The organism is Microbacterium atlanticum, assembly GCF_015277815.1.
GTDB lineage: Bacteria > Actinomycetota > Actinomycetes > Actinomycetales > Microbacteriaceae > Microbacterium > Microbacterium atlanticum.
The window spans coordinates 1,121,742-1,142,459 of record NZ_CP063813.1 but is presented as its reverse complement, the minus strand read 5'-3'; the positions used below and the strand labels follow the sequence as shown (position 1 = coordinate 1,142,459).

Sequence of the window (20,718 nt, the reverse complement as noted above, 5' to 3'; positions counted from 1 at the left end):
GGTCAATCCTCGAGCGGGCGGAGGGCACCGTTCACCCGACGGTACGCGAGGTCGCGGATGTCACGACCGACCCGGGCGCCCTTGCGCTCGAAGGCGGTGAGCACGCGACCGTCGAAGCGGGGCGCCCACTGCCCCTCGTAGGCCCGCTCGAAGGCGGCGGCCGCGTCCATGACGTCGCGCATCTGCAGCGCGTAGTCCTCCCAGTCGGTGGCCAGCCGCAGCATCCCGCCGTCCTTCAGGGCGCGCGCGGCGACGTCGGCGAATCCCGCGGTGACCAGGCGTCGCTTGGTGTGCTTCTTCTTGTGCCAGGGGTCCGGGAAGAAGACCCACAGCTCGTCGACGGATGCCGCGGGCAGCAGGTGCTCGAGGACCTCCGGCGCGTTGGCCTCGACCAGTCGCAGGTTGCGCGCGCCGGCGCGGTCGGCGTCGAGCATGGTGCGGGCCAGGCCGGCCTTGAAGACCTCGATCGCGAGGAAGTCGACCTCCGGGTGCGACGACGCCGCGTGCACGATGGCATGCCCCTGCCCGGAGCCGATCTCCACGACGAGGGGCGCGGCGCGGCCCCAGACGGCCACGGGATCGATCGCGGAGTCCGGCAGGATGCTCGTGGCCGCGACGTCGCGCGGGACGCTCACCACGTATTGCCGCGCGAGCTCGCTCCACGCGCGCTCCTGCGCCTCCGACATCCGCCCGCTGCGCCGCACGAACGACACCGGCTTCTCACGGAAGGTGCGGCCGGCGGGGATCGATGAGACGGGGTCGGTCACCCCACCAGGCTACCCAGACGCGCCGGCTCGCCCGACGGTGACGAAATCGATCAGCTCCTCCACGCGGCCGAGGAAGGCGGGCTCGAGGTCGCGGTAGCTTTTCACCGACGCCAGGATGCGCTGCCACGCGCGCGCGACGTCCGCCTGGTCGCGGGCGGGCCAGCCGAGGGCCCGGCACACGCCGACCTTGAACTCGATGCCGCGCGGCACCTCCGGCCACCGCTGGATGCCCACCGCGCGCGGGGTGACGCACTGCCAGACGTCGATCCACGGATGGCCGACGATGAGCACGTGCGCACCGTCGCGGCCGCGCGCGATCGCGTCGGCGATCCGGGACTCCTTCGATCCGGGCACGAGGTGGTCCACCAGCACGCCGTACCGGCGCTCGACGGTCGGCGGCTCCTCCGCAAGGGTGGCGGCGAGCAGGTCGATACCCTGCAGGTACTCCACGACGACGCCCTCGGCACGCAGATCGTCGCCCCACACCTTCTCCACGAGCTCGGCGTCGTGGCGTCCCTCGACGAGGATCCGGCTGGCCCGCGCCGTCCTCGCACGCGCGTCGGGCGCGGCGAACGAGCCGGAGGCGGTTCGCCGGGGACCGGAGCTGACGGGCGCGGCAGCGGGCGGCCCCAGCACGACGTCCCTGCCTTCGATCAGGAAGCCCGCGCCGAGCGGGAACACCCGCCGGCGACCCCGCCGATCCTCGAGCTCGACCATGCCGCCCGACACGCCGACCACCGCGCCGCAGTAGCCGTCGTCGGCGACCTCGACGACGAGATCGCGGGATGCGGCGACCCGAGGCAGCGCGCGAACCCCCTGCTGCTTCCATCCGGTAGCCAGCACATCGGCGCCGTAGCGATCGTCCATCGTCTTCCTCCGGATCCGAGACGCTACCCGCTCGGACCCGCGGCCGGGCGCAGCGACCCGCGCGCGGGCCGATCCCGGCTCGGCTCCTGCCGCCCGGCCGCACCCGGGCTCGCCGCATGCTCACGGCGAACACACACCCTGCGGCCGCTCGGCGGGCTACCGTCGTATACCCGGCCCTGAATAGACTCGGCCGAGGGTGACCAGAGGGGGTTCGATGCGAGTGCGATGGGCAGCGGCGCTCGTCTCCGCTGCAGTGCTCGCGGCCACGGCGGTCGGCGGGGCGGCGGCCACGGCGACTCCCCCGGTCGCGCTCGGCACGGGGTACGTCCTCGACGACGCGGATGTCCTCAGCGAGAGCGAAGAGGCCGAGGCCCAGCAGCGCCTCGAGCAGCTCAAGGCCGACAGCGGGCTGGACCTGTGGGTGGCCTACGTGGACCGGTTCACCGACCCCGAGGGTGCGGCGGAGTGGGCGAACCAGACCGCGGACGACAACGGACTCGGCATCACGCAGTACCTTCTCGCCGTGGCCGTGGACGGCCGCCAGTACTACCTGTCCGGTTCGTCGGCCGGTCCGCTCAGCGAGGAGCAGCTCTCGACGATCGAGACCCAGCGCATCCAGCCGGCGCTCCAGCGCGACGACTGGCTGGGCGCCGTGGACGCGGCAGCCGACGGGATGACCGACGCCGCCGGCGGAGGATCGGGCGCCGGCGCCTCGGATCCGCCGGGCGGGGGCGGGTGGCTCACGTGGGTGCTGGTGGCGATCGCTGTCGCGGTGGGCGTCGTGCTGCTCGTGGTGTTCCTGCGGCGCCGGAGCTCCGGCCCGGCGGTGCCGACCGGTCCCGGCGCGCCGCCGCAGGTGAGCATCGAGGAGCTCGAGAAGCGCGCCGCGTCGCTCCTGGTCGAGACGGACGACGCCCTCAAGACCAGCGCGCAGGAGCTCGGCTTCGCCAAAGCGCAGTTCGGGGATGCCGCCACCGTCGAGTTCGAGACCGCGCTGGCCACCGCGAAGCAGAACCTCGACGAAGCCTTCCGGCTGCGCCAGCAGCTCGACGACGCGACGCCCGACTCCGAGGCGGACACCCGCGCCTGGAACGAGCGCATCATCGCGCTGTGCGAGACCTCCAACCGCCTGCTCGACGAGAAGGCGGCCGCGTTCGACGAGCTGCGCAGACTCGAACAGAACGCCCCCGAGGCGCTCGCCCGCGTACAGGCGGAGCGGGCGCGCGCGGCGGCATCCCTGGATCAGGCCGCGGCCCGGCTGCAGGTGCTGCGCTCGTCGTATGCGCCGGAGGCCCTCGCCACCGTCGCCGACAACCCCGAGCAGGCCCGGCAGCGTCTCGACTTCGCCGACGAACAGCTCGTCGCGGCGCAGGCCGCCATCGCCGCCGGGGACGGCGGCGAGGCGGCAGTGGGGATCCGCGCAGCGGAGGAGGCGGTCGGCCAGGCCACCCTTCTCGAGGACGCCATCGAGAAGCTCGCTAACGACCTCGGCGCCGCCGAGCGCAGCGCGTCGGCTCTGCTCACCGAGCTGCACAGCGACATCGCCGCGGCATCCGCCCTTCCCGATGCCGACGGCCGCATCGCCGCGGTGATCGCGGCGACGCGCCAGCAGCTCGACACCGCCCGGGGACAGCTGACCGGCGCGGCAAAGCGCCCGCTCGCGGCGCTCCAGGCGCTCGAGGCCGCCGACACCCAGATCGACGCGCTCGTGCAGGGCGTGCGCGACGCGCAGGCGCAGGCGCAGCGGGCACAGCAGATGCTGGGGCAGGTGATGACGCAGGCGCAGGCGCAGGTGTCGGCGGCCGAGGACTACATCACGGCGCGGCGGGGCGCGGTCGGCGCCGAGGCGCGCACGCGGCTGGCCGAAGCCGGCGCCTCGCTCGCGCGGGCACACGCGCTGCAGGCCTCCGACCCCCAGCAGGCGATGCAGCAGGCGCAGCGGGCGGACCAGCTCGCCGGTGCGGCCATCCAGCTCGCCCAGAACGACGTGGGGGCTTTCGGCGGCATGGGCGGGATGTTCGGCGGCGGCCAGCAGGGCGGCGGGGGCAACGGCATGCTCGGCGCGGTGCTGGGCGGCATCGTCCTCAACTCGGTGCTGGGCGGCGGCCGCTCCGGCGGGGGCGGGTTCGGTGGCGGGCTCGGCGGGATGCTCGGCGGCGGCGGAGGCTCCGGCGGCGGGTTCCGGCCGGGAAGCTTCGGCGGCGGAGGCACTCGCATGCGCCGAGGGGGTGGCCGCTTCTGACCCGAACCGTCCAGCCGCCCGAGCACCACGGGGCGCGGCATCCGTCATCCGACATCGATCAAGACCAGAACTGAAGTCCGACAGGAAGGAAATCCGATGGCGAAGCAGTCCATCTTCGGTCGCATCTCGACCCTCATGAAGGCCAACATCAACGCGCTCCTCGACTCTGCCGAGGATCCGCAGAAGATGCTCGACCAGCTCGTGCGCGACTACACCAACTCCATCGCCGACGCCGAGTCGGCGATCGCCGAGACGATCGGCAACCTGCGCCTGCTGGAGCGCGACCACCAGGAGGACGTGCAAGCGGCCGCCGAGTGGGGCAACAAGGCGCTCGCCGCCAGCCGCAAGGCCGACGAGCTGCGCCGCGCCGGCAACACAAGCGACGCCGACAAGTTCGACAACCTCGCCAAGATCGCGCTGCAGCGCCAGATCAGCGAGGAGAACGAGGCCAAGGCCATCGCGCCGACCATCGCCGCGCAGAACGAGGTCGTCGACAAGCTCAAGGACGGCCTCAACGGCATGAAGCAGAAGCTCGAGCAGCTGCGCGCCAAGCGCGCCGAGCTGCTCGCGCGCGCCAAGACGGCCGAGGCCCAGAACAAGGTGCACGACGCCGTGAAGTCGATCGACGTGCTCGACCCGACGAGCGAGCTCGGGCGCTTCGAAGACAAGGTGCGCCGCCAGGAGGCGCTCGCCGCGGGCAAGCAGGAGCTGGCGGCGTCGAGCCTCGACGCGCAGTTCACCGCCCTCGAGGACGTCGGCGAGCTCACCGAGGTCGAGGCCCGGCTCGCGGCACTGAAGTCCGGTGCGACGCCGCAGCAGGCCGCGATCGAGCACTGAGCCGCACGCCGCGAGGGGCGCCGGGTCCGCACGGATCCGGCGCCCCTCTCTCGCGCCCGCGTTGGGGCCAACGGGCGCGGACGCACGGGAAGGAGTGGAGGCGGATGCCGCGACCGCGGGTGTGCGCGAAGATGAGGGGATGACGCGTTACCTCGTGGTCCCGCAGTGGCAGGGAAGCCCGTCCTCCCGCGCGATGCAGCTCATCGACGGCGCCCAGGCGATCGCCGGCGACCTGCCCCGCGCCGCGACGACGGTGCTCGACGTGCCGATGGAGGCGGGCGAGTCCCTCGACACCGGCGTCCACCGCCTGAGCGCGCTGCAGCGGGTCCAGGGCATGGTGGCCGAGGCGCTCGAGGCGCACGCGGCGTCGGCACCCGACGAGGCGGTGCTCACGGTCGGCGGCGACTGCGGCATCGCGCTCGCGCCCATCGCGCACGCCGCGCGTCGCTCCCCGGGACTCGCCGTCGTGTGGATCGACGCCCACCCCGACCTCAACTCGCCCGACACCTCCCCCTCCGGCGCCTTCGCCGGCATGGTGCTGCGGGCCGTGGTCGGCGACGGCGTGCCGCAGCTGGCCCTGCCGGCAGGGACCGTGGCGCCGCAGCGCGTCGTCATCGGCGCCACCCGGTCGTACGACGATCAGGAGATGGGTGCCGTGGCGGACTTCGGCATCACCACCCTCGGAGCCGACCGGTTCGCCGAGCCCGACGCCCTCGCCGACGCCGTCGCCGCAACCGGCGCTGAGGCCGTTTACGTGCATGTCGACATCGACGCCCTCGATCCCGCCGAGATCGCCGGCAACGCCCATCCCGAGCCGTTCGGGATCACCGTCGCCGAGCTCACCGCGGCTCTGGCCCGCCTGCGCGCGCGTGTCCCGCTGGTGGGGGCCTCACTCGCGGGCTACTCCCCTGCCTCGTCCGCAGCCGCCACCGACGATCTCGGCGCGATCCTGCGGGTGATCGGGGCGCTGGCGTGAGCCCCATCCCTGCGCCGCCGCCCGGATGGCGTGCCGGCGCCGAGCGCGCCGTCATCCGAGGCCGGCGCGTGGACGCCCTCATCCCGGCGTTCCTGCTGGACTCGCCGATCAGCCGCGTGGGCTACTGGTACGGGTGCGCCGTCGGCTGGATCTGGGGCTCGCTGTGGAGCACCGGCGCGGTCGAGCGACGGGAGGGCCTGTGGATCTTCCGGGGCCTGCCGCGGTGGGCCTTCCCCCGCGGCGGCGCGTGCGTCGGCGGATGCTTCCTCACCGGGGACGGACGCGTCTCCGATGCGCTGCTGCGCCACGAGGCCGTGCACAAGCGCCAGTGGCAGCGCTACGGCCTCCTGATGCCGCTGCTGTACCTGCTGGCCGGACGCAACCCGCTGCGCAACCGGTTCGAGATAGAGGCGGGGCTCGCCGACGGCAACTACGTGCCCCGCGGCGCCGCCTGAGAGTCACCACGGTGCGGCGCGGCGACGGCAGAAGGCGCGGCCGGCGATACCGCCGACCGCGCCGAGAGAATCAGCTCACTTGCGGCCGAACTCCTTGGCGTTACAACCGAAGGTGAACGTTCCCTCTGGGGTCGTGACTGTGACGAAGGCCGCCCCCTTGCTGGTCAGCGTCACGCCAGGGGGAAGAGGTGCATTTTTGGTGTGACCCCAGTTCTGCGTCGCGCCGGGACCCGACGGAGCGGTCGGATCCTCCGAGCCGTCCTCGAGGCCCGAGAACGCGCACTCCGAGTTCGAGTTGTAGTACGCCCCTGTGGTCTGGCCGTTGCCGCCCACCTCTCCGGCGAATGCGCCGCTTGCTGATCCGAGCACGAGAATCGCTCCGACGGTGATCCCCAGCACCAGTTTCTTGCCCATCACGGGTCCCCTCCCAGACATGAACAGCGGGCGCTCGTCGCCCGCTCGCGCCCATCGAACTCCTCGACACACTCTGCGTCAAGAGGAAGCCCGGGTGAGGACGGGGGTCAGCGGACGGTCGACAGGCCGTACTGCGCGGGGGTGTGGACAGACTCGGCGGGCACGCCGAGACCCACCAGGTGGTCGAGGATGTCGGCGGTGCCGAGGTAGCCGCCCAGGAGGTGGATGCGCGTCTGGTCGTCGTCGACGCACAGCATCTCGCCGGCCCACGCGCGGACCGCTCGCGTGAGCGCCTCACCCGGCGCGCAGCCGCGGCCCGTCCCGGGGGCGCCGGAGCGCCGGGACCGGTCGAGCCACGTCACGACCATGCGGCTCGGAGCGGCGATGTCGGAGATCCACGAGGCATCCGGGATCTCGATGAAGATGCGGCCCGTCGAGCAGATCGGCAGCGTCGCGAGGAGCGTCCCGAGCTCGGTGAGCGAGGCCTCGTCCGCGGTGATCAGATGCTGGACGCGCGTGTGCCGTGACGCACGACACGCGGACGCGTTGTGCGCGGCGGTCTCGTGAGCGGTGACGGGTGGCATGACACCCTCAGTATACGCATTGACGAAGGGTTGCCTAACCTCAGTGACTCCGAATGACAGCGGGACGGCTGCCGCCGCTAGGCGTCCCGCCGCAGCAGCACGCGACGCAGCTCCACCAGCTCGTCATCCCCCAGGCCGTGCGCTCGGAGGTAGTCCTCGGCCGAGCCGTACTGCTCACCGATGCTCAGCAGGAGCGCCTCCATGACCGGCGCCGGCGAGCGCATGACGAGGTCCTCCACGTTCACGGCCCGCGGGTGCATCGAGCGCAGCAGCGTGACGACGTAGCGGTTGCGCCGGGCCGGCAGCAGGCCCTCGGTGCGCGCGTAGTCCGCCACCACGGCATCCACATCGACACCGGCAGCGGCGAGCGTGAGCGCCACCGTCACGCCGGTGCGGTCCTTCCCGGCGGTGCAGTGCACGAGCACCGGCTGGTCGGCGAGGATGCCCCGCACCACCGAGACGACGCCCTCCGCCGAGTCGTCCACGATGCCGCGGTACATCTGATCGAGGCTGAGGTCGTCGCGGAAGAACGACTCCACCGACCCGAGGAACAGCGGCACGCGCTGGGTGACGACATCCAGTCCGGCAATACGGCTGGGGTCGCGGGCGATCTCCTCATCCGCGCGCAGGTCGATGATGCGGCGCAGGCCGAGGCCCGCGAGCGCCCGGCGACCCCTGCCCCCGAGGCGGGCGAGGTTGCCCGAGCGGAACAGGATCCCGTACCGCGTGGTCGCCGAGCCTGCCGGAAGGCCCCCCACATCGCGCAGGTTCACCGCGCCGGGGACGACCGGGTCGGAGACCACCAGGCGTTCGGGATCGGCCGGGGGTACCGGCTCGACGGCGTGGGGGTCGTCGGTCACCACGCCGCGCCCGCGGCGGCGTCCTTGTCTTCGCCGGCGAGGTCGTCGCGAGGCGGAACGCTGTAGCGCCCGGCGATCGCGATGCGGTTGAACGCGTTGATGGAGACGAGGACCCAGCTGAGGGCGACGTACTCCTTCTCGGTGAGGACGCCGCCGACGCGGTCGTAGACGTCGTCGGGGATGCCGTCCTCATGGATGAACACGAACGCCTCGGCCAGCTCGAGACCGGCGCGCTCGCGTTCAGAGAAGACACCGGAATCACGCCACACCGGCAGCTGCGCGATCTCGTCCGCCGACACACCGGCGGCTGTCGCGCGCTCGACGTGGACGCGGACGCAGTAGGCGCACCCGTTGAGCTGCGAGGCGTGGATCTGCACGAGCTCCTTGAGCCGGTCGTCGACGCCGTTCTCCGCGGCGATGCCGCCCACGGTCTTCGAGAAGGCCGAGAGGGCCTGGTAGGCGGGACGCGCCGCTCGCGAGAGGTGCACACGGTGTTCAGCCGTCATGACGCCAGACTACCCAGGCCCGCCACCCCGCGGACCGACCCCCGCGCGGTGGGGCATGATGAGCGGGTGAGCGACCCCATCGACGAGTTCTCGTTCCTCCCCGAGCAGGCCGCGGACGCCGCCATCGACGGCCCGCTTCCCCGCGGCCGGCGCCTCACGCTGACGCTCGGAAGCGGGCGCCGCCTCAGCGCACTCCACTACGCGCCGGCCGACATTCCCGATGCCCCGCCGGTGGTCACGTTCCTCCATGGCGCAGGCCTCAATGCGCACACGTGGGACACCACGATCCTGGCGCTCGGGCTGCCCGCCTTGGCGATCGACCTCCCCGGCCACGGCGACTCCTCGTGGCGCGACGATGCGCAGTACGTCGCGCGGGTGCTCGCCCCCGACGTCGCGGCGGGGATGGATGCCTGGACAGCCGGACCCCAGGTGCTCGTGGGGCAGTCGCTCGGCGGGCTGACGGCCGCCGCCGTCGCGGCGTCCCGCCCGGACCTGGTCCGGGCGCTCGTGGTCATCGACATCACCCCCGGCCTGGACCCGGACGCCGGGCCCTCCCAGATCCGCGACTTCTTCGCCGGCCCGGTCGACTGGGCCTCGCGTGACGAGCTCGTCGACCGGGCCCTCGCGTTCGGCCTGGGCGGGGGCACCCGGCGCAAGGCGGAGCGCGGCGTGTTCCACAACTCGCGCGTGCGCGCCGACGGCCGCGTCGAGTGGAAGCACCACTTCGCGCACCTCGCCAACGCCGCGACCGCCGCCGGCGGCGCGGCGCCGGCGGCGCGAGGGAGGGATGCCGTGGCGGCGGTGCTCGGCGAGTCCGGCTGGGAGGACCTCGCCGGGGTGCGCGCGCCGACGACCCTCATCCGCGGCGACCGCGGCTACGTGACCCCGGCGGACGTCGAGGTCTTCTCAGGACGGCTGCCCGCGGCATCCGTCATCTCCGTCCCGGCCGGGCACAACGTGCAGGAGGACGTCCCGTCCGACCTCGCCGCCCGCCTGCGGCTTCTCGCCGCCGACACCTGACCGGTCCCGCGTCTGCGGCGGGCACCCGAATCGGCGGATCGGGAAGCGATATCACTTCCATTGCGTTCCGAGTAGCGGGTTGCCGCGCCCGGACGCGATGTCCCTAGGCTGATATCCGCCCGACCGTCCCCACAGAACGGTCCACCGCAGCACGCGGGCCCCTCCCCGAAAGGACCTCCATGCTCCGTCGCACCTCCCTCGTCGCGGCATCCCTGCTGGTTGCCGGCGGGCTCGCGCTGACCGCCTGCAGCGGCGGCGGCGCGCAGCCGACCCCCACGGCGGTCGGCGAGCCTGATCCCGACGCCTCAGTGGCGATCCGCCTCGTGCTGGAGCCGGGCAACCTCGACATCCGGGAGACGGCGGGGTCGGCCCTGGACCAGATCCTCGTCGACAACATCTATCAGGGGCTCGTGGCGCGCACCCCCGAGCAGGACATCGTGCCGGCGCTGGCCAGCGACTGGACCGTCTCGCCCGACGGTCTCACCTACACGTTCACGGTGCGCGAGGGCGTCACCTTCCACGACGGCCAGCAGCTCACCCCGCAGGACGTGGTGTGGTCGCTGACCACGCGGCGTGACACCCCGGAGTGGCGTGACTCGGCCCGCCTCGCGAACGTCTCGACGATCGAGGCGGACGGTCAGGACGTCATCCTCACCCTCAGCGACCCTGACTCCACTCTGCTGTGGAACCTCACCGGCCGCGCGGGCATCGTCCTGAAGGAGGGCGACACCGTCGACTATCAGACCGGCGCCAACGGCACGGGGCCCTTCGTGCTGGCCGACTGGCGGCAGGGCGACAGCATCACCTTCACGCGCAACGAGGCCTACTGGGGCGACCCGTCCGGCGCCGCCGAGGTGGTCTTCGACTACATCCCCGACAACCAGGCGGCCCTCAACGCGGCCCTCGCCGGCGAGATCGACGTGCTGACGGGCTTCGATGCGAACCTGCGCGAGCAGGTCGAGGCGAACGGCGACTTCGCGATGGTCCTCGGTCAGTCGACCGACAAGGGCACGCTCGCCTTCAACCAGACCGACGGCAGCCCGCTGGAGGACAAGCGGGTGCGCCAGGCGATCCGGCAGGCCATCGACCACGACGCCATCGTGGAGGCCCTCGCGGCGGGCCAGACGCAGTACGGCCCCATCCCCGAGCTCGATCCCGGCTACGAGGACCTCTCCGACGTCGCGCCGTACGACCCCGAGGCGGCCCGCGCCCTCCTGGAGGAGGCCGGCGCCGACGACCTCGAGCTGACGCTGACCATCCCCAACTTCTACCCGACCACCATCCCGCAGATCCTCGTGTCGGACCTGGACGAGGTCGGCATCACGCTCGAGGTGGAGTCGGTGGATTTCACCACCTGGCTCACCGACGTGTACACGAACCAGGACTACGACCTCAGCTTCGTCCTGCACACCGAGGCCCGCGACTTCGAGAACTGGGCGAACCCGGACTACTACTTCACCTACGACAACCCCGAGGTGCAGGAGCTTTACGCGCAGTCCCTCGCGGCGACCGACGAAGCCGAGGCGGCCGACCTGCTGCAGGATGCCGCCCGCATCGTCGCCGAGGATCACGCGGCGGACTGGCTCTACAACGGCGCCTCGGTGATCGCGGTCGGCACTAACATCACCGGTATGCCCTCGATCAATGTGAACGAGCGCCTCGACGTCGCCGAGATCGCCAAGAGCAACGGGTGATCCGCTACGCGCTGACCCGATTCGCCCTGCTCCTGCTCGGGCTCCTCGTCGCCAGCGTGCTGATCTTCGTGACGCTCCGCGTGCTTCCCGGAGACGTCGCCTCGGTGATCGCCGGGGTCGGCTCCACCCCCGCCCAGCAGGACGCGATCCGTGAGCGCCTGGGCCTTGACCGCCCGCTGCCGGCGCAGTACCTGGAGTGGATCGGCGGACTCTTCCGCGGCGACCTCGGCACCTCGCTCCTCACCGGCTCGAGGGTCGTCGACCAGCTCGCGCAGAAGGCCGAGGTGACGGTCCCGCTGGGAGTGCTCTCGCTGCTCATCGCCGTCGTCATCAGCGTGCCGCTAGGCGTGCTGTCGGCGATGCGCCGCGGCCGCGCCGAGGGGACGGCGCTCAGCGTCGGCGCGCAGGCGCTCGCCGCGGTGCCGGTGGTCTGGGCGGGCATGATGCTCGTGGTCGTCTTCGCGGTGTGGCTCGGGTGGCTGCCGGCGCAGGGGTTCCCGCGGGCAGGGTGGGACGACCCCGCCGCGGCGCTGCGGGCGCTCATCCTGCCGGCGCTGACCATCGGCATCGTCGAGGGCGCGATGCTGCTGCGATTCGTGCGCAGCGCCACGCTGCAGGCCGTCGGGCAGGACTTCGTCCGCACCGCCGCCGCGAAGGGTCTCACCCGCGATCAAGCGCTCATCCGCCACGGCCTGCCGGTCGTCGGCCTGTCGGTCATCACGGTGCTGGGCCTTCAGGTCGCGGGAATCATCGTCGGCGCGGTCGTCATCGAGCAGCTGTTCTCGCTGCCCGGCATCGGTCGCATGCTCGTCGCCGACGTCGCCGCGCGCGACCTGCCGATGGTGCAGGGCGAGCTGCTGGCACTCACCGGCTTCGTGCTCGTCGTGGGCTTCGTGGTCGACCTCGTGCATCGCGGCATCGACCCCCGGCAGCGAGAGGCGACATGATCCCTTCCACGAGCACGGATCCCGGAAGCGCGGATGCCGCTCCCGCCGCAGCCGCTCCGGCTCGGCGCCGCTCGCGGTGGGCGTGGCTCCCGCGACTGTGGGCGCTGTCGACCGGGAGGTTCGGGCTGATCGTCGTCGGCGTCGTCGTCGTCACCGCCGTCGTGGCGCGGTTCTGGACGCCGTTCGACCCGCAGCAGGTCGACATCTCGGGCCGCTGGTCGCCGCCGGGATGGCCGCACCTGCTCGGCACCGACGGGGCAGGTCGCGACATCCTGAGCCTGGTGATGGCGGGCGCCCGCACGACGGTCGTGGTCGCCGTGGGCGCGGGGCTGGTCGCCACCGTGATCGGCATCGCGCTCGCAGCACTCGGCGCGCTGACCGCGCGGTGGGTGCGGGAGTCCGTCGCGGTCCTCGTGGACATCCTGATCGCGTTCCCCGTGCTCATCATCGCCATGATGATCGCCGCGGTCTGGGGCGGGTCGCTGTGGGTCGTGATCTGGGCTGTCGGCATCGGCTTCGGCGTCAACATCGCGCGCGTGACCCGGCCGGAGCTGCGGCGGGTGCTGCACAGCGACTTCGTGCTCGCCGGCCGGGCCTGCGGCCTCACGCCCGCGCAGAACCTGTGGCGGCACCTTCTGCCCAACGTCGCGCCGGTCTTCATCGTGCAGCTGTCGTGGGCCATGGCGGTGGCGGTCCTGGCCGAGGCCGGTCTTTCGTACCTCGGCTTCGGCGCACCGGTGACCGAGCCCTCGTGGGGCCTGCTCCTGGCCGAGCTGCAGCAGTTCATCACGGTGCATCCGCTGTCGGTGGTGTGGCCGGGTCTGGCCATCACGCTCACCGTGCTGGGGCTCAACCTCCTGGGCGATGGTCTGCGCGAGGCGACCGATCCGACGCTCTCGCGCAGCCCGTTCGCGACCCGGCGGGCGCGCCTGCACATCCCGGAGGTGGTCTCGTGACCCTCGAGGTGCGGGAGCTCACCGTCGAGATCGGCGGCCGCCGGCTGGTCGACGGCGTGTCCTTCGCCGTCCCCGACGGCGCCCGCATCGGGCTGATCGGCGAGTCGGGCTCCGGAAAATCGCTCACCGCCCTCGCGATCCTCGGGCTGCTGCCCGACGGCGCAGAGACCTCCGGAAGCGTCACGTGGAACGGCCGTGAGCTGCTCGGCCTTCCGGACGCCGAGCTGGCGCAGCTGCGCGGCGACGAGATCGGGATCGTGTTCCAGGAGCCCCGCACGGCGCTCAACCCCATCCGCACGGTCGGCCGCCAGATCGCCGAGTCGGTGCGCATCCACGAGGGACTGTCGAAGCGGGATGCCGCCGCCCGGGCTGTCACCGAGGCCGCCCGTGTCGCCCTCCCCGACCCCGAGCGCATCGTCTCGCGCTATCCGCACCAGCTCTCCGGGGGCCAGCGTCAGCGCGTCGCGATCGCCACGGCGCTCGCCTGCCGTCCCCGCCTGCTGATCGCCGACGAGCCGACCACGGCGCTGGACGTCACCATCCAGGCCGGCATCCTCGACCTGCTGCTCTCGCTCGTGCGCGACGACGGCATGTCGCTGGTGTTCATCACCCACGACCTCGCGGTGCTGTCGCAGATCGCGACGCACGGCGTCGTGCTCGAGCGGGGGCGCGTCGTGGAGGAGGCGCCGGTGGCCCAGCTGCTGTCGGCTCCGGCATCCGCCGTCACGCAGGGCCTGCTGCGGGATGCGACCGCCACGCTGTGGCGTCCGGGCGGCGCAGCGTGAACCCCCTGATCAGCGGCAGAGGGCTCACCCGCCACTATCCCGCCCCGAAGAGCCGGCTGTTCGAACGGCGCAGGTTCACCACAGGGCTGGAAGATGCCGACATCGACGTGCGCGAGGGGTCGGCGATGGGGATCATCGGCGAGTCGGGCTCGGGCAAGTCGACCCTGGTGAGACTGCTGCTGGCCCTCGATGCGCCGACCGGGGGGGCGGTGACGTTCGACGGCCGAGCGGTGGACGCCAAAGCCTCGGCGCGGTCGCTGCACTGGCTGCGGAGGCAGACGGGCATCGTGTTCCAGGATCCCTACGCCTCGCTCGACCCGCGCATGAGCGTGGGCCGGATCGTGGGCGAGCCGCTGTGGGCGCTCGGCGTGCACGGCGACCGCCGCGCCCGCGTGCGCGAGGTGCTGGAGGACGTCGGGCTGGACGCGGCGATGGCGGAGCGGTTCCCCCACGAGTTCTCGGGGGGCCAGCGACAGCGGATCGCGCTCGCCCGGGCCATCGTGCACCGGCCGCGCCTGCTGGTGGGCGACGAACCGCTGTCGGCCCTCGACGTGACCGTGCGCGCGCAGATCCTCGAGCTGCTCGGCCGGCTGCGCGCGCGGGACGGGCTCACCCTGCTGCTCGTGTCGCACGACATCGGGGTCGTGCAGAATCTCTGCGACGAGGTGGTCGTGATGAAGGACGGGCGCATCGTCGAGGAGGGACCCACCGAGAAGGTGCTGCTGCAGCCGCAGGTGTCGTACACCCGCCGGCTGCTGGCATCCATTCCGGTCGTCGACGCCGGTCCCGCCTGACCGTCCCGGCGGACCCGGCCACCCGGCGGCGGCGTGGGGTGACGGCGGCACGTCGGCGGACGGCATTAGGTTCAAAGCCATGGTCCCCGGAATCGTCCCGCCGTATCTCCTCGCCCGCATCGCCGCCGTGCAGGAGGAGGGCTGGGCCAAGGCGGCGCAAGCCGCCCGCGCCACCCTCGCCGCCCCCCGGGAGTACCGGCCGGTGCGGTCGCGTCTGCGCCTGTCGATCGAGGAGCCGGGCACCCTGGTCGCCGAGGCGACGCCGGCGCCCGACCGAGAGATCTCGGACGCGCAACAGCGAGAGAGTCTGCCGGGCGTCCGCGTGCGCGGGGAGGACGACCCGGCGACGGGCGACGCCTCGGTCGACGAGGCGTTCGACGGCCTCGGCGCGACATTCGACTTCTTCTGGGATGCGTACCGCCGCGACAGCATCAGCGGGACGGGCAGCGCCCTGCTGGCCACGGTCCATTACGGGCGCGACTACGACAACGCGTTCTGGAACGGCGAGCGGATGGTGTTCGGTGACGGCGACGGCGAGGTCTTCACCGGCTTCACCGCCTCCCTGAGCGTCATCGCCCACGAGCTGGCCCACGGCGTCATCGAGGACGAGGGCGGGCTGCTCTACCGCGGCCAGTCCGGCGCGCTCAATGAGTCCGTCGCCGACGTCTTCGGCGCGCTCGCGGAGCAGCACCGCCAAGGCCAGACCGTCGAGACCGCCGGCTGGCTCATCGGGGAGGGCATCTTCACGCCGGCGGTGCAGGGCCACGCGCTCCGCTCGCTCGCCGCACCCGGCACGGCCTACGACGACGACGTGCTGGGCAAGGACCCGCAGCCGGCCCACATGCGGGACTTCGTCGTGACCCGTGACGACAACGGCGGCGTGCACATCAACTCCGGCATCCCCAACCACGCGTTCTACCTCGCCGCAGCGGCCCTCGGCGGCCACGCGTGGGAGCGAGCCGGGCTCATCTGGTACCGCACGCTCACCAGTGGCACGGTGCCCGCCACGGCGGACTTCACCACGTTCGCGCGAGCCACCATCTCGGCGGCCGGCGCGGAGTACGGTGAGGACTCGGAGGAGGTCGACGCCGTCCGCGCCGGCTGGACGAGCGTCGGGGTGATCTCGGATGACCCGAACGAGCAGCCCACCGGGCTCTGAGGGCGGGCGCCCCGCTCTCGAGATCGACGTGGCCCGCACCGGCGGCGTCGCGGGAATGACCAGGCGGTGGTCGGCGCAGCCGCCCGCTGCCGAGGCGCCCGCGTGGCGCACGCTCATCGATCGCTGTCCGTGGACGGAGATCGCCGTCGACTCGGGCCGGCCGCCGGTGCCGGATGGCTTCGTGTGGCTCATCCGGGCCAGCTGGACGGGCTCCGACGACGCCCGCGAGGCCGAGGTCCCGGACGACGAGCTGGTCGGGGCGTGGCGTGAGCTCGTCGACGCGGTGCGCGACTGGAGCGGGAGGCCGACCAGCACGCAGCGGCGCGGGCGCTGAGATTCAGCGCCCGAAGAGGCCCCGCTTCGGGGTTGCGGCCTTGCGCCCCGCACCCTTCTTCGGGTTCAGCGACTTCTGCAGGTAGATGGTGCCCAGCCAGCGGCCGAACTTGAATCCCACACGGCCCATGCGGCCGACCTCGACGAACCCGAGCTTCTCGTGCAGCGCCACCGACCCCTCGGCGCCCTTGTCGCTGATGACGGCGACCATCTGGCGGATGCCGGCTTCCTCGCAGGCCTCGATCAGCGCCTCCAGCAGGGCGCGACCGAGGCCCTTGCCCGTGGCGGCCTGCCCCAGGTAGATCGAGTTCTCCACCGAGAACCGGTAGGCTGATTTGCTCGACATCGGCTGGACGAGGGCGTACCCGAGGATCTGGCCGGACGGCGACTCCGCGACGAGGAAGGGCAGGCCGAGGCGCCGCAGGTGATCCCGCTTCCTGCGCCACTGCGACACCGACCAGGTGTCTTCGTCGAAGGTCACCACGGAGTTGGTGACGTAGTGGTTGTAGATCTCGCGGATGTCGGGGATGTCCCAGTCCTCCACGGGGCGGATGCGGAACGAGAAGGGCCGCTCCGGCTCGGGCTGCCGCTGCAGATGGCGCGGCAGGCGCCGGCGGTCCTTATCGTATTCCTCCTCGAGCATGCGCCCTCCTGGTCTGCGGCTCGATGTGGCCCGGGCACGAGCCTACGCGGGCAGCCGCCAGTCCACCGGCTCGGCTCCCTGCGCCGAGAGCAGCTCGTTCGCACGCGAGAACGGCCGCGAGCCGAAGAATCCGCGGCTCGCCGACAGCGGCGACGGGTGCGCGGACTCGATGACGGGGGTGGCGCCCAGCAGCGGACGCAGGTTCGCCGCATCCCTCCCCCACAGGATCGCCACCAGCGGCCGGTCGCGGGCGGCAAGCGTGCGGATGGCATGCTCCGTGACCTTCTCCCACCCCCAGCCGCGGTGGGACGCCGGCGCCCCGGGCGCGACGGTGAGCACCCGGTTGAGGAGCATGACGCCCTGGTCGCTCCAGGCCGACAGGTCGCCGTGGGCCGCCCGAGGGATGCCGAGGTCGTCCTCGAGCTCGCGGTAGATGTTGGCCAGGCTGCGCGGGAGCGGACGCACGTGCGCGTCCACGGCGAATGAGAGACCGATCGGATGCCCCGGCGTGGGGTACGGGTCCTGCCCGACGATGAGCACCTTGACGTCGCGCAGCGGGCGCTGGAAGGCGCGGAGGACGAGGTCTCCGGCCGGGAGGTAGTGGCGTCCCGCCGCGACCTGGGACCGCAGCCGGTCGCCGAGCGCAGCGATGTCGCCGGCCACCGGATCCAGTGCCACCGACCAGTCGGCGTCGATCAGGCCCGCGCCGGCGAGCTCGGGCAGGGTCATCGCCATGTCAGGCACGCACGGCCATCGTGGTCATCACGAGCTCGGAGCCGCCCTCGACCGCCGTCGCCTCGAACGACACGGTCACCGCCCCGATCTCGGCGAGGGACGAGACGTGCGTCCCGCCGCACGGGATGCGGACCTCGGTCCCGGGGAGCTCACACACCCACGTCCGCCGGTCGGCGAGCTGCTCGCCGTCGGCCTCGATGCGCACGGCTCCGTCGGCCCCGACCCAGGCCGCCAGCTGCGCGTCCACGCGAGCGGCGAGGGCGCCCAGGTCGTCGAGCGCTCCCGGGTCGAATCCCTTGCGCCGCAGCGACCTGCCGATGCGGTAGACGTCCCGCGAGCCGTCGGGGAGGATGCGCGACTCCTGGATCGCCAGCGCGTCGAACGCCGGCGCCCCGAGGGCGTCGAGGGGCGCGGTCTTGCGCCACGCATCGGCGAGCGCCGCATCCAGCGCGAGCGACGCGAGGTGGCATGCCGTGTGGCCGAGCGAGAGCGCCGCGCGGTGGGCGGCATCCACCCGAACCTCCGCTGTCGCTCCGGTGGTCACCCCGTCCCCCTCCACGACGTGGGCCACGACGAATGTCCAACCCTCGGTTCCGGTGCGCACCGGGACGTCCCGGCCGAGCAGCAGCTGCTCGCCCTGCGTCGCGCCGACCACCGCATCCACCACCGCCAGCTCCGCGTCGTCGATGCGCAGCACGCCCCGGTCGGCGGGCTGGTCGGCCCACGCCGTGTCGACGGGGTGGAACGCCGTCCGGTCGAGGATGACGGCGGTGCGCCCGTCGCCGGCAGGTGCGACGTGCACCACGCTGCCGTGGGACCCGGTCGCCCCGGCCGGGTAGGTGACGACGGTGCCGTGCCGGACGGTCACGGTGCGTCCACGCCACGCGGACGCAGCGGACCGCGCGCCAGCAGGTGCTGCGCGGACTGAGCCACGGGACGCATCGTGACCAGGTCCAGGTTCACGTGACCGGGGGCGTTGAGCGCGTACGCGATCACGTCGGCGACGTCCTCGGCGGTGAGCGGCTGGCCGACGCCCTCGTAGACGCGCTCGGCGGCGACGCTGTCGCCGCCCAGGCGGTTCAGCGTGAACTCGGGCGTGTGCACCATCCCGGGTGCGATCTCGACGACGCGGATCGGCTCCCCGTTCAGCTCGAGGCGCAGTGCGTGGGCGAGCATCGCCTCCCCCGCCTTGGCGGCGTTGTAGCCGGCGCCTCCCGCGTAGGCGTTCTGCGCCGCGGTCGAGGTCACGAAGACCGTGTCGGCGTGGCCGTCGGATGCCGCGGCGCGGCGCAGCTGCGGGAGCAGCGCCGCCACGAGCCGCTGAGCCGACAGCACGTTCACCTCGAACATCCACTGCCAGTCCTCGACCCGCCCGTCCTCGACGCGGTCGGTGCCGCGGGCGCCGCCCGCGACGTGCACGAGGGCGTGCACCGGGCCGGAGCGGGCAAGGAAATCGGCGAGGGCCTCCACATCGGCATCCGTCGTCAGGTCGGCGGCGAAGGCGACCGCGCCCGTCTCGGCCTCGAGCGCGGCCAGGCGGTCGGCGCGGCGCGCCACCCCCACCACGTCCCAGCCGGTCGCCCGCAGCGCGCGCACCGCCGCCTCTCCGATCCCCGAACTCGCCCCGGTCACCACAGCACGTCTGTTCGCCATGGCTCCACGCTACCCACCCGGCACACCGCTCCCGCATCCCGCGGCCGCTCGCTCGTTACGTCCCATTTCCCCGGCGTTGTTGACAAGCCGCCCTCCTCCGTACTCTCGAACCCGGCTGGGGGCGCCTGCTTCCGGCATCCGAACCCGCAGGAGCACGCGATGTCCGCACCCGAGAACTGGCGTTTCGAGACCAAGCAGATCCACTCCGGAGCCCAGCCCGACCCGGTGACGAAGGCTCGCGCGACGCCGATCTACCAGACCACGTCGTACGTCTTCGACAACGCCGACCACGCGGCGAACCTCTTCGCCCTGGCCGAGTTCGGCAACATCTACACGCGCATCCAGAACCCCACGCAGGCGGTCGTCGAAGAGCGCCTCGCAGCCCTCGAAGGCGGCACCGGCGCCCTGCTCCTGGCGAGCGGCCAGGCCGCGGCGACCTTCGCGGTGCTGAACATCGCCGAGGCCGGCGACCACATCGTGTCGTCGAGCTCGATCTACGGCGGCACCTACAACCTGTTCAAGTACACGCTCGCCAAGCTCGGCATCGAGACGACCTTCGTCGAGAACCAGGACGACGCCGACGAATGGCGCCGCGCGGTGCGCCCGAACACCAAGCTCTTCTTCGCCGAGACCATCGGCAACCCGAAGATCAACGTGCTCGACATCCGCGCCGTCGCCGACATCGCGCACGAGAACGGCGTGCCGCTGATCGTCGACAACACCATCGCGACCCCGTACCTCATCAAGCCGTTCGAGCACGGCGCCGACATCGTGGTGCACTCCGCGACGAAGTTCCTCGGCGGCCACGGCACCACGATCGGCGGCGTGATCGTCGACGGCGGCACCTTCCCGTGGTCTCAGAACGTCGACAGGTTCCCGGGGCTCACCGTGCCCGACCCGTCGTACCACGGCGCGTCGTACACCGCGGCGGTCGGCGACGGCCTGGCGTACATCATCAAGGCGCGCGTGCAGCTGCTGCGCGACCTCGGCTCGGCCATCTCGCCGAACAGCGCCTGGCTGCTCATCCAGGGCATCGAGACCCTGTCACTGCGGGTGGAGCGCCACGTGCAGAACGCCCAGGAGATCGCCGAGTGGCTCGAGAACCACTCCGACGTCGCCTCGGTGAACTACTCGGGCCTGCCCACCTCGCCGTGGTACGCCGCGGCCAACGAGTACGCCCCGAAGGGCGTGGGCGCGGTGCTGTCGTTCGAGCTCAAGGGCGGCGTCGAGGCGGGACGCGAGTTCGTCAACTCGCTCACCCTGTTCAGCCACCTGGCCAACATCGGCGACGTGCGCTCGCTCGTCATCCACCCCGCCTCGACCACGCACTCGCAGCTCACCCCCGAGCAGCAGCTGACCACGGGCGTGACGCCCGGCCTGGTGCGGCTGTCGGTGGGCCTCGAGAACATCGAGGACCTCAAGGCCGACCTCGAGCAGGCTCTCGCCGCCGCACGGCGCGTGTCGGAGGCCGCGCGCGCCTGACCGAGGATC

At 72.4% G+C, this 20,718-nt stretch carries 23 protein-coding genes; 13 read left to right on the top strand and 10 right to left on the bottom strand.

The window, feature by feature from the left end:
- Window positions 1-2 precede the first annotated feature (2 nt).
- Together trmB and IR212_RS04995 are read right to left on the bottom strand one after the other, a co-directional pair.
- Entirely contained in the window at window positions 3-686 is a 684-nt protein-coding gene (gene trmB / locus IR212_RS05000; protein WP_228479598.1) for a tRNA (guanosine(46)-N7)-methyltransferase TrmB, read from the bottom strand.
- Between the two features lie 90 nt (window positions 687-776).
- On the bottom strand, window positions 777-1,634 hold the full coding sequence (locus IR212_RS04995; protein WP_194397873.1) for a DUF3097 family protein: 858 nt from the start codon (window positions 1,632-1,634) through the stop codon (window positions 777-779).
- 214 nt (window positions 1,635-1,848) lie between these two features.
- Between IR212_RS04995 and IR212_RS04990 the strand changes: the two genes are divergently transcribed.
- The 4 genes from IR212_RS04990 to IR212_RS04975 all read left to right on the top strand — a co-directional run bounded on the left by IR212_RS04990 (window position 1,849) and on the right by IR212_RS04975 (window position 6,144).
- Window positions 1,849-3,876 carry a TPM domain-containing protein gene (locus tag IR212_RS04990; protein WP_194397872.1) on the top strand — a complete coding sequence of 676 codons (2,028 nt, stop codon included), beginning with the start codon at window positions 1,849-1,851 and terminating at the stop codon, window positions 3,874-3,876.
- A gap of 96 nt (window positions 3,877-3,972) precedes the next feature.
- The gene (locus tag IR212_RS04985; RefSeq protein ID WP_194397871.1) at window positions 3,973-4,713 is read left to right on the top strand and encodes a PspA/IM30 family protein; all 741 of its coding nucleotides are present in this window, start codon (window positions 3,973-3,975) and stop codon (window positions 4,711-4,713) included.
- 139 nt (window positions 4,714-4,852) lie between these two features.
- Window positions 4,853-5,689, top strand: a complete 837-nt coding sequence (locus IR212_RS04980) for an arginase family protein (protein WP_194397870.1) — start codon at window positions 4,853-4,855, stop codon at window positions 5,687-5,689.
- A complete protein-coding gene (locus IR212_RS04975) occupies window positions 5,686-6,144 on the top strand; it encodes a Fe-S oxidoreductase (RefSeq protein WP_194397869.1) in 459 nt (152 codons plus the stop codon). Before IR212_RS04980 ends, IR212_RS04975 begins: the two co-directional genes overlap by 4 nt.
- Before the next feature lie 75 nt (window positions 6,145-6,219).
- Here IR212_RS04975 and IR212_RS04970 read toward each other — a convergent pair whose 3' ends face one another.
- From IR212_RS04970 to IR212_RS04955, 4 genes are all read right to left on the bottom strand, one after another.
- Window positions 6,220-6,558, bottom strand: coding sequence for a hypothetical protein (locus IR212_RS04970; RefSeq protein WP_194397868.1), 339 nt, complete (start codon window positions 6,556-6,558; stop codon window positions 6,220-6,222).
- 107 nt (window positions 6,559-6,665) lie between these two features.
- Entirely contained in the window at window positions 6,666-7,142 is a 477-nt protein-coding gene (locus IR212_RS04965; RefSeq protein ID WP_194397867.1) for an SIP domain-containing protein, read from the bottom strand.
- A 77-nt stretch (window positions 7,143-7,219) separates the two neighbouring features.
- Window positions 7,220-7,945 carry a tyrosine-protein phosphatase gene (locus IR212_RS04960; protein ID WP_194398532.1) on the bottom strand — a complete coding sequence of 242 codons (726 nt, stop codon included), beginning with the start codon at window positions 7,943-7,945 and terminating at the stop codon, window positions 7,220-7,222.
- A gap of 53 nt (window positions 7,946-7,998) precedes the next feature.
- Window positions 7,999-8,508 carry a carboxymuconolactone decarboxylase family protein gene (locus IR212_RS04955; RefSeq protein ID WP_194397866.1) on the bottom strand — a complete coding sequence of 170 codons (510 nt, stop codon included), beginning with the start codon at window positions 8,506-8,508 and terminating at the stop codon, window positions 7,999-8,001.
- Between the two features lie 66 nt (window positions 8,509-8,574).
- On the opposite strand from IR212_RS04955, the gene IR212_RS04950 reads away from it, so the two are divergent.
- From IR212_RS04950 to IR212_RS04915, 8 genes are all read left to right on the top strand, one after another.
- Complete coding sequence (locus IR212_RS04950; RefSeq protein WP_194397865.1) at window positions 8,575-9,528, top strand: alpha/beta fold hydrolase; 954 nt, start codon at window positions 8,575-8,577, stop codon at window positions 9,526-9,528.
- 179 nt (window positions 9,529-9,707) lie between these two features.
- The gene (locus IR212_RS04945) at window positions 9,708-11,222 is read left to right on the top strand and encodes an ABC transporter substrate-binding protein (protein ID WP_194397864.1); all 1,515 of its coding nucleotides are present in this window, start codon (window positions 9,708-9,710) and stop codon (window positions 11,220-11,222) included.
- Window positions 11,219-12,169, top strand: coding sequence for an ABC transporter permease (locus IR212_RS04940; RefSeq protein WP_194397863.1), 951 nt, complete (start codon window positions 11,219-11,221; stop codon window positions 12,167-12,169). Before IR212_RS04945 ends, IR212_RS04940 begins: the two co-directional genes overlap by 4 nt.
- Window positions 12,166-13,125 (top strand): ABC transporter permease, encoded by a 960-nt coding sequence (locus tag IR212_RS04935; protein WP_228479487.1) that lies wholly within the window; start codon window positions 12,166-12,168, stop codon window positions 13,123-13,125. The genes IR212_RS04940 and IR212_RS04935 overlap by 4 nt, the downstream gene beginning before the upstream one ends.
- Window positions 13,122-13,910, top strand: coding sequence for an ABC transporter ATP-binding protein (locus IR212_RS04930; RefSeq protein ID WP_194397862.1), 789 nt, complete (start codon window positions 13,122-13,124; stop codon window positions 13,908-13,910). Before IR212_RS04935 ends, IR212_RS04930 begins: the two co-directional genes overlap by 4 nt.
- On the top strand, window positions 13,907-14,704 hold the full coding sequence (locus tag IR212_RS04925) for an ATP-binding cassette domain-containing protein (protein WP_194397861.1): 798 nt from the start codon (window positions 13,907-13,909) through the stop codon (window positions 14,702-14,704). The genes IR212_RS04930 and IR212_RS04925 overlap by 4 nt, the downstream gene beginning before the upstream one ends.
- A 79-nt stretch (window positions 14,705-14,783) precedes the next feature.
- The gene (locus tag IR212_RS04920) at window positions 14,784-15,863 is read left to right on the top strand and encodes a M4 family metallopeptidase (RefSeq protein WP_194397860.1); all 1,080 of its coding nucleotides are present in this window, start codon (window positions 14,784-14,786) and stop codon (window positions 15,861-15,863) included.
- A complete protein-coding gene (locus IR212_RS04915; RefSeq protein WP_194397859.1) occupies window positions 15,832-16,197 on the top strand; it encodes a protealysin inhibitor emfourin in 366 nt (121 codons plus the stop codon). The genes IR212_RS04920 and IR212_RS04915 overlap by 32 nt, the downstream gene beginning before the upstream one ends.
- A 3-nt stretch (window positions 16,198-16,200) precedes the next feature.
- On the opposite strand, the gene IR212_RS04910 is transcribed toward IR212_RS04915, so the two are convergent.
- From IR212_RS04910 to IR212_RS04895, 4 genes are read right to left on the bottom strand one after another with little or no spacing between them, the layout of a single operon-like run.
- On the bottom strand, window positions 16,201-16,839 hold the full coding sequence (locus IR212_RS04910; RefSeq protein WP_194397858.1) for a GNAT family N-acetyltransferase: 639 nt from the start codon (window positions 16,837-16,839) through the stop codon (window positions 16,201-16,203).
- A gap of 42 nt (window positions 16,840-16,881) precedes the next feature.
- A complete protein-coding gene (locus IR212_RS04905; RefSeq protein ID WP_194398530.1) occupies window positions 16,882-17,574 on the bottom strand; it encodes a uracil-DNA glycosylase in 693 nt (230 codons plus the stop codon).
- 1 nt (window position 17,575) lies between these two features.
- Window positions 17,576-18,442, bottom strand: coding sequence for an alanyl-tRNA editing protein (locus tag IR212_RS04900; protein WP_194397857.1), 867 nt, complete (start codon window positions 18,440-18,442; stop codon window positions 17,576-17,578).
- On the bottom strand, window positions 18,439-19,227 hold the full coding sequence (locus IR212_RS04895) for an SDR family oxidoreductase (protein WP_194397856.1): 789 nt from the start codon (window positions 19,225-19,227) through the stop codon (window positions 18,439-18,441). The genes IR212_RS04900 and IR212_RS04895 overlap by 4 nt, the downstream gene beginning before the upstream one ends.
- Before the next feature lie 159 nt (window positions 19,228-19,386).
- On the opposite strand from IR212_RS04895, the gene IR212_RS04890 reads away from it, so the two are divergent.
- Window positions 19,387-20,709, top strand: a complete 1,323-nt coding sequence (locus IR212_RS04890; protein ID WP_194397855.1) for a bifunctional o-acetylhomoserine/o-acetylserine sulfhydrylase — start codon at window positions 19,387-19,389, stop codon at window positions 20,707-20,709.
- The last annotated feature ends 9 nt before the right edge of the window (window positions 20,710-20,718 follow it).

Excerpts from the sequence above, each read along its gene's own strand:
- trmB (WP_228479598.1), bottom strand. The coding sequence starts at position 686 with ATGTCGGAGGCGCAGGAGCGCGCGTGGAGCGAGCTCGCGCGGCAATAC.
- IR212_RS04995 (WP_194397873.1), bottom strand. The coding sequence starts at position 1,634 with ATGGACGATCGCTACGGCGCCGATGTGCTGGCTACCGGATGGAAGCAG.
- IR212_RS04990 (WP_194397872.1), top strand. The coding sequence starts at position 1,849 with ATGCGAGTGCGATGGGCAGCGGCGCTCGTCTCCGCTGCAGTGCTCGCG.
- IR212_RS04985 (WP_194397871.1), top strand. The coding sequence starts at position 3,973 with ATGGCGAAGCAGTCCATCTTCGGTCGCATCTCGACCCTCATGAAGGCC.
- IR212_RS04980 (WP_194397870.1), top strand. The coding sequence starts at position 4,853 with ATGACGCGTTACCTCGTGGTCCCGCAGTGGCAGGGAAGCCCGTCCTCC.
- IR212_RS04970 (WP_194397868.1), bottom strand. The coding sequence starts at position 6,558 with ATGGGCAAGAAACTGGTGCTGGGGATCACCGTCGGAGCGATTCTCGTG.
- IR212_RS04965 (WP_194397867.1), bottom strand. The coding sequence starts at position 7,142 with ATGCCACCCGTCACCGCTCACGAGACCGCCGCGCACAACGCGTCCGCG.
- IR212_RS04955 (WP_194397866.1), bottom strand. The coding sequence starts at position 8,508 with ATGACGGCTGAACACCGTGTGCACCTCTCGCGAGCGGCGCGTCCCGCC.
- IR212_RS04945 (WP_194397864.1), top strand. The coding sequence starts at position 9,708 with ATGCTCCGTCGCACCTCCCTCGTCGCGGCATCCCTGCTGGTTGCCGGC.
- IR212_RS04935 (WP_228479487.1), top strand. The coding sequence starts at position 12,166 with ATGATCCCTTCCACGAGCACGGATCCCGGAAGCGCGGATGCCGCTCCC.
- IR212_RS04920 (WP_194397860.1), top strand. The coding sequence starts at position 14,784 with ATGGTCCCCGGAATCGTCCCGCCGTATCTCCTCGCCCGCATCGCCGCC.
- IR212_RS04915 (WP_194397859.1), top strand. The coding sequence starts at position 15,832 with ATGACCCGAACGAGCAGCCCACCGGGCTCTGAGGGCGGGCGCCCCGCT.
- IR212_RS04910 (WP_194397858.1), bottom strand. The coding sequence starts at position 16,839 with ATGCTCGAGGAGGAATACGATAAGGACCGCCGGCGCCTGCCGCGCCAT.
- IR212_RS04905 (WP_194398530.1), bottom strand. The coding sequence starts at position 17,574 with ATGGCGATGACCCTGCCCGAGCTCGCCGGCGCGGGCCTGATCGACGCC.
- IR212_RS04895 (WP_194397856.1), bottom strand. The coding sequence starts at position 19,227 with ATGGCGAACAGACGTGCTGTGGTGACCGGGGCGAGTTCGGGGATCGGA.
- IR212_RS04890 (WP_194397855.1), top strand. The coding sequence starts at position 19,387 with ATGTCCGCACCCGAGAACTGGCGTTTCGAGACCAAGCAGATCCACTCC.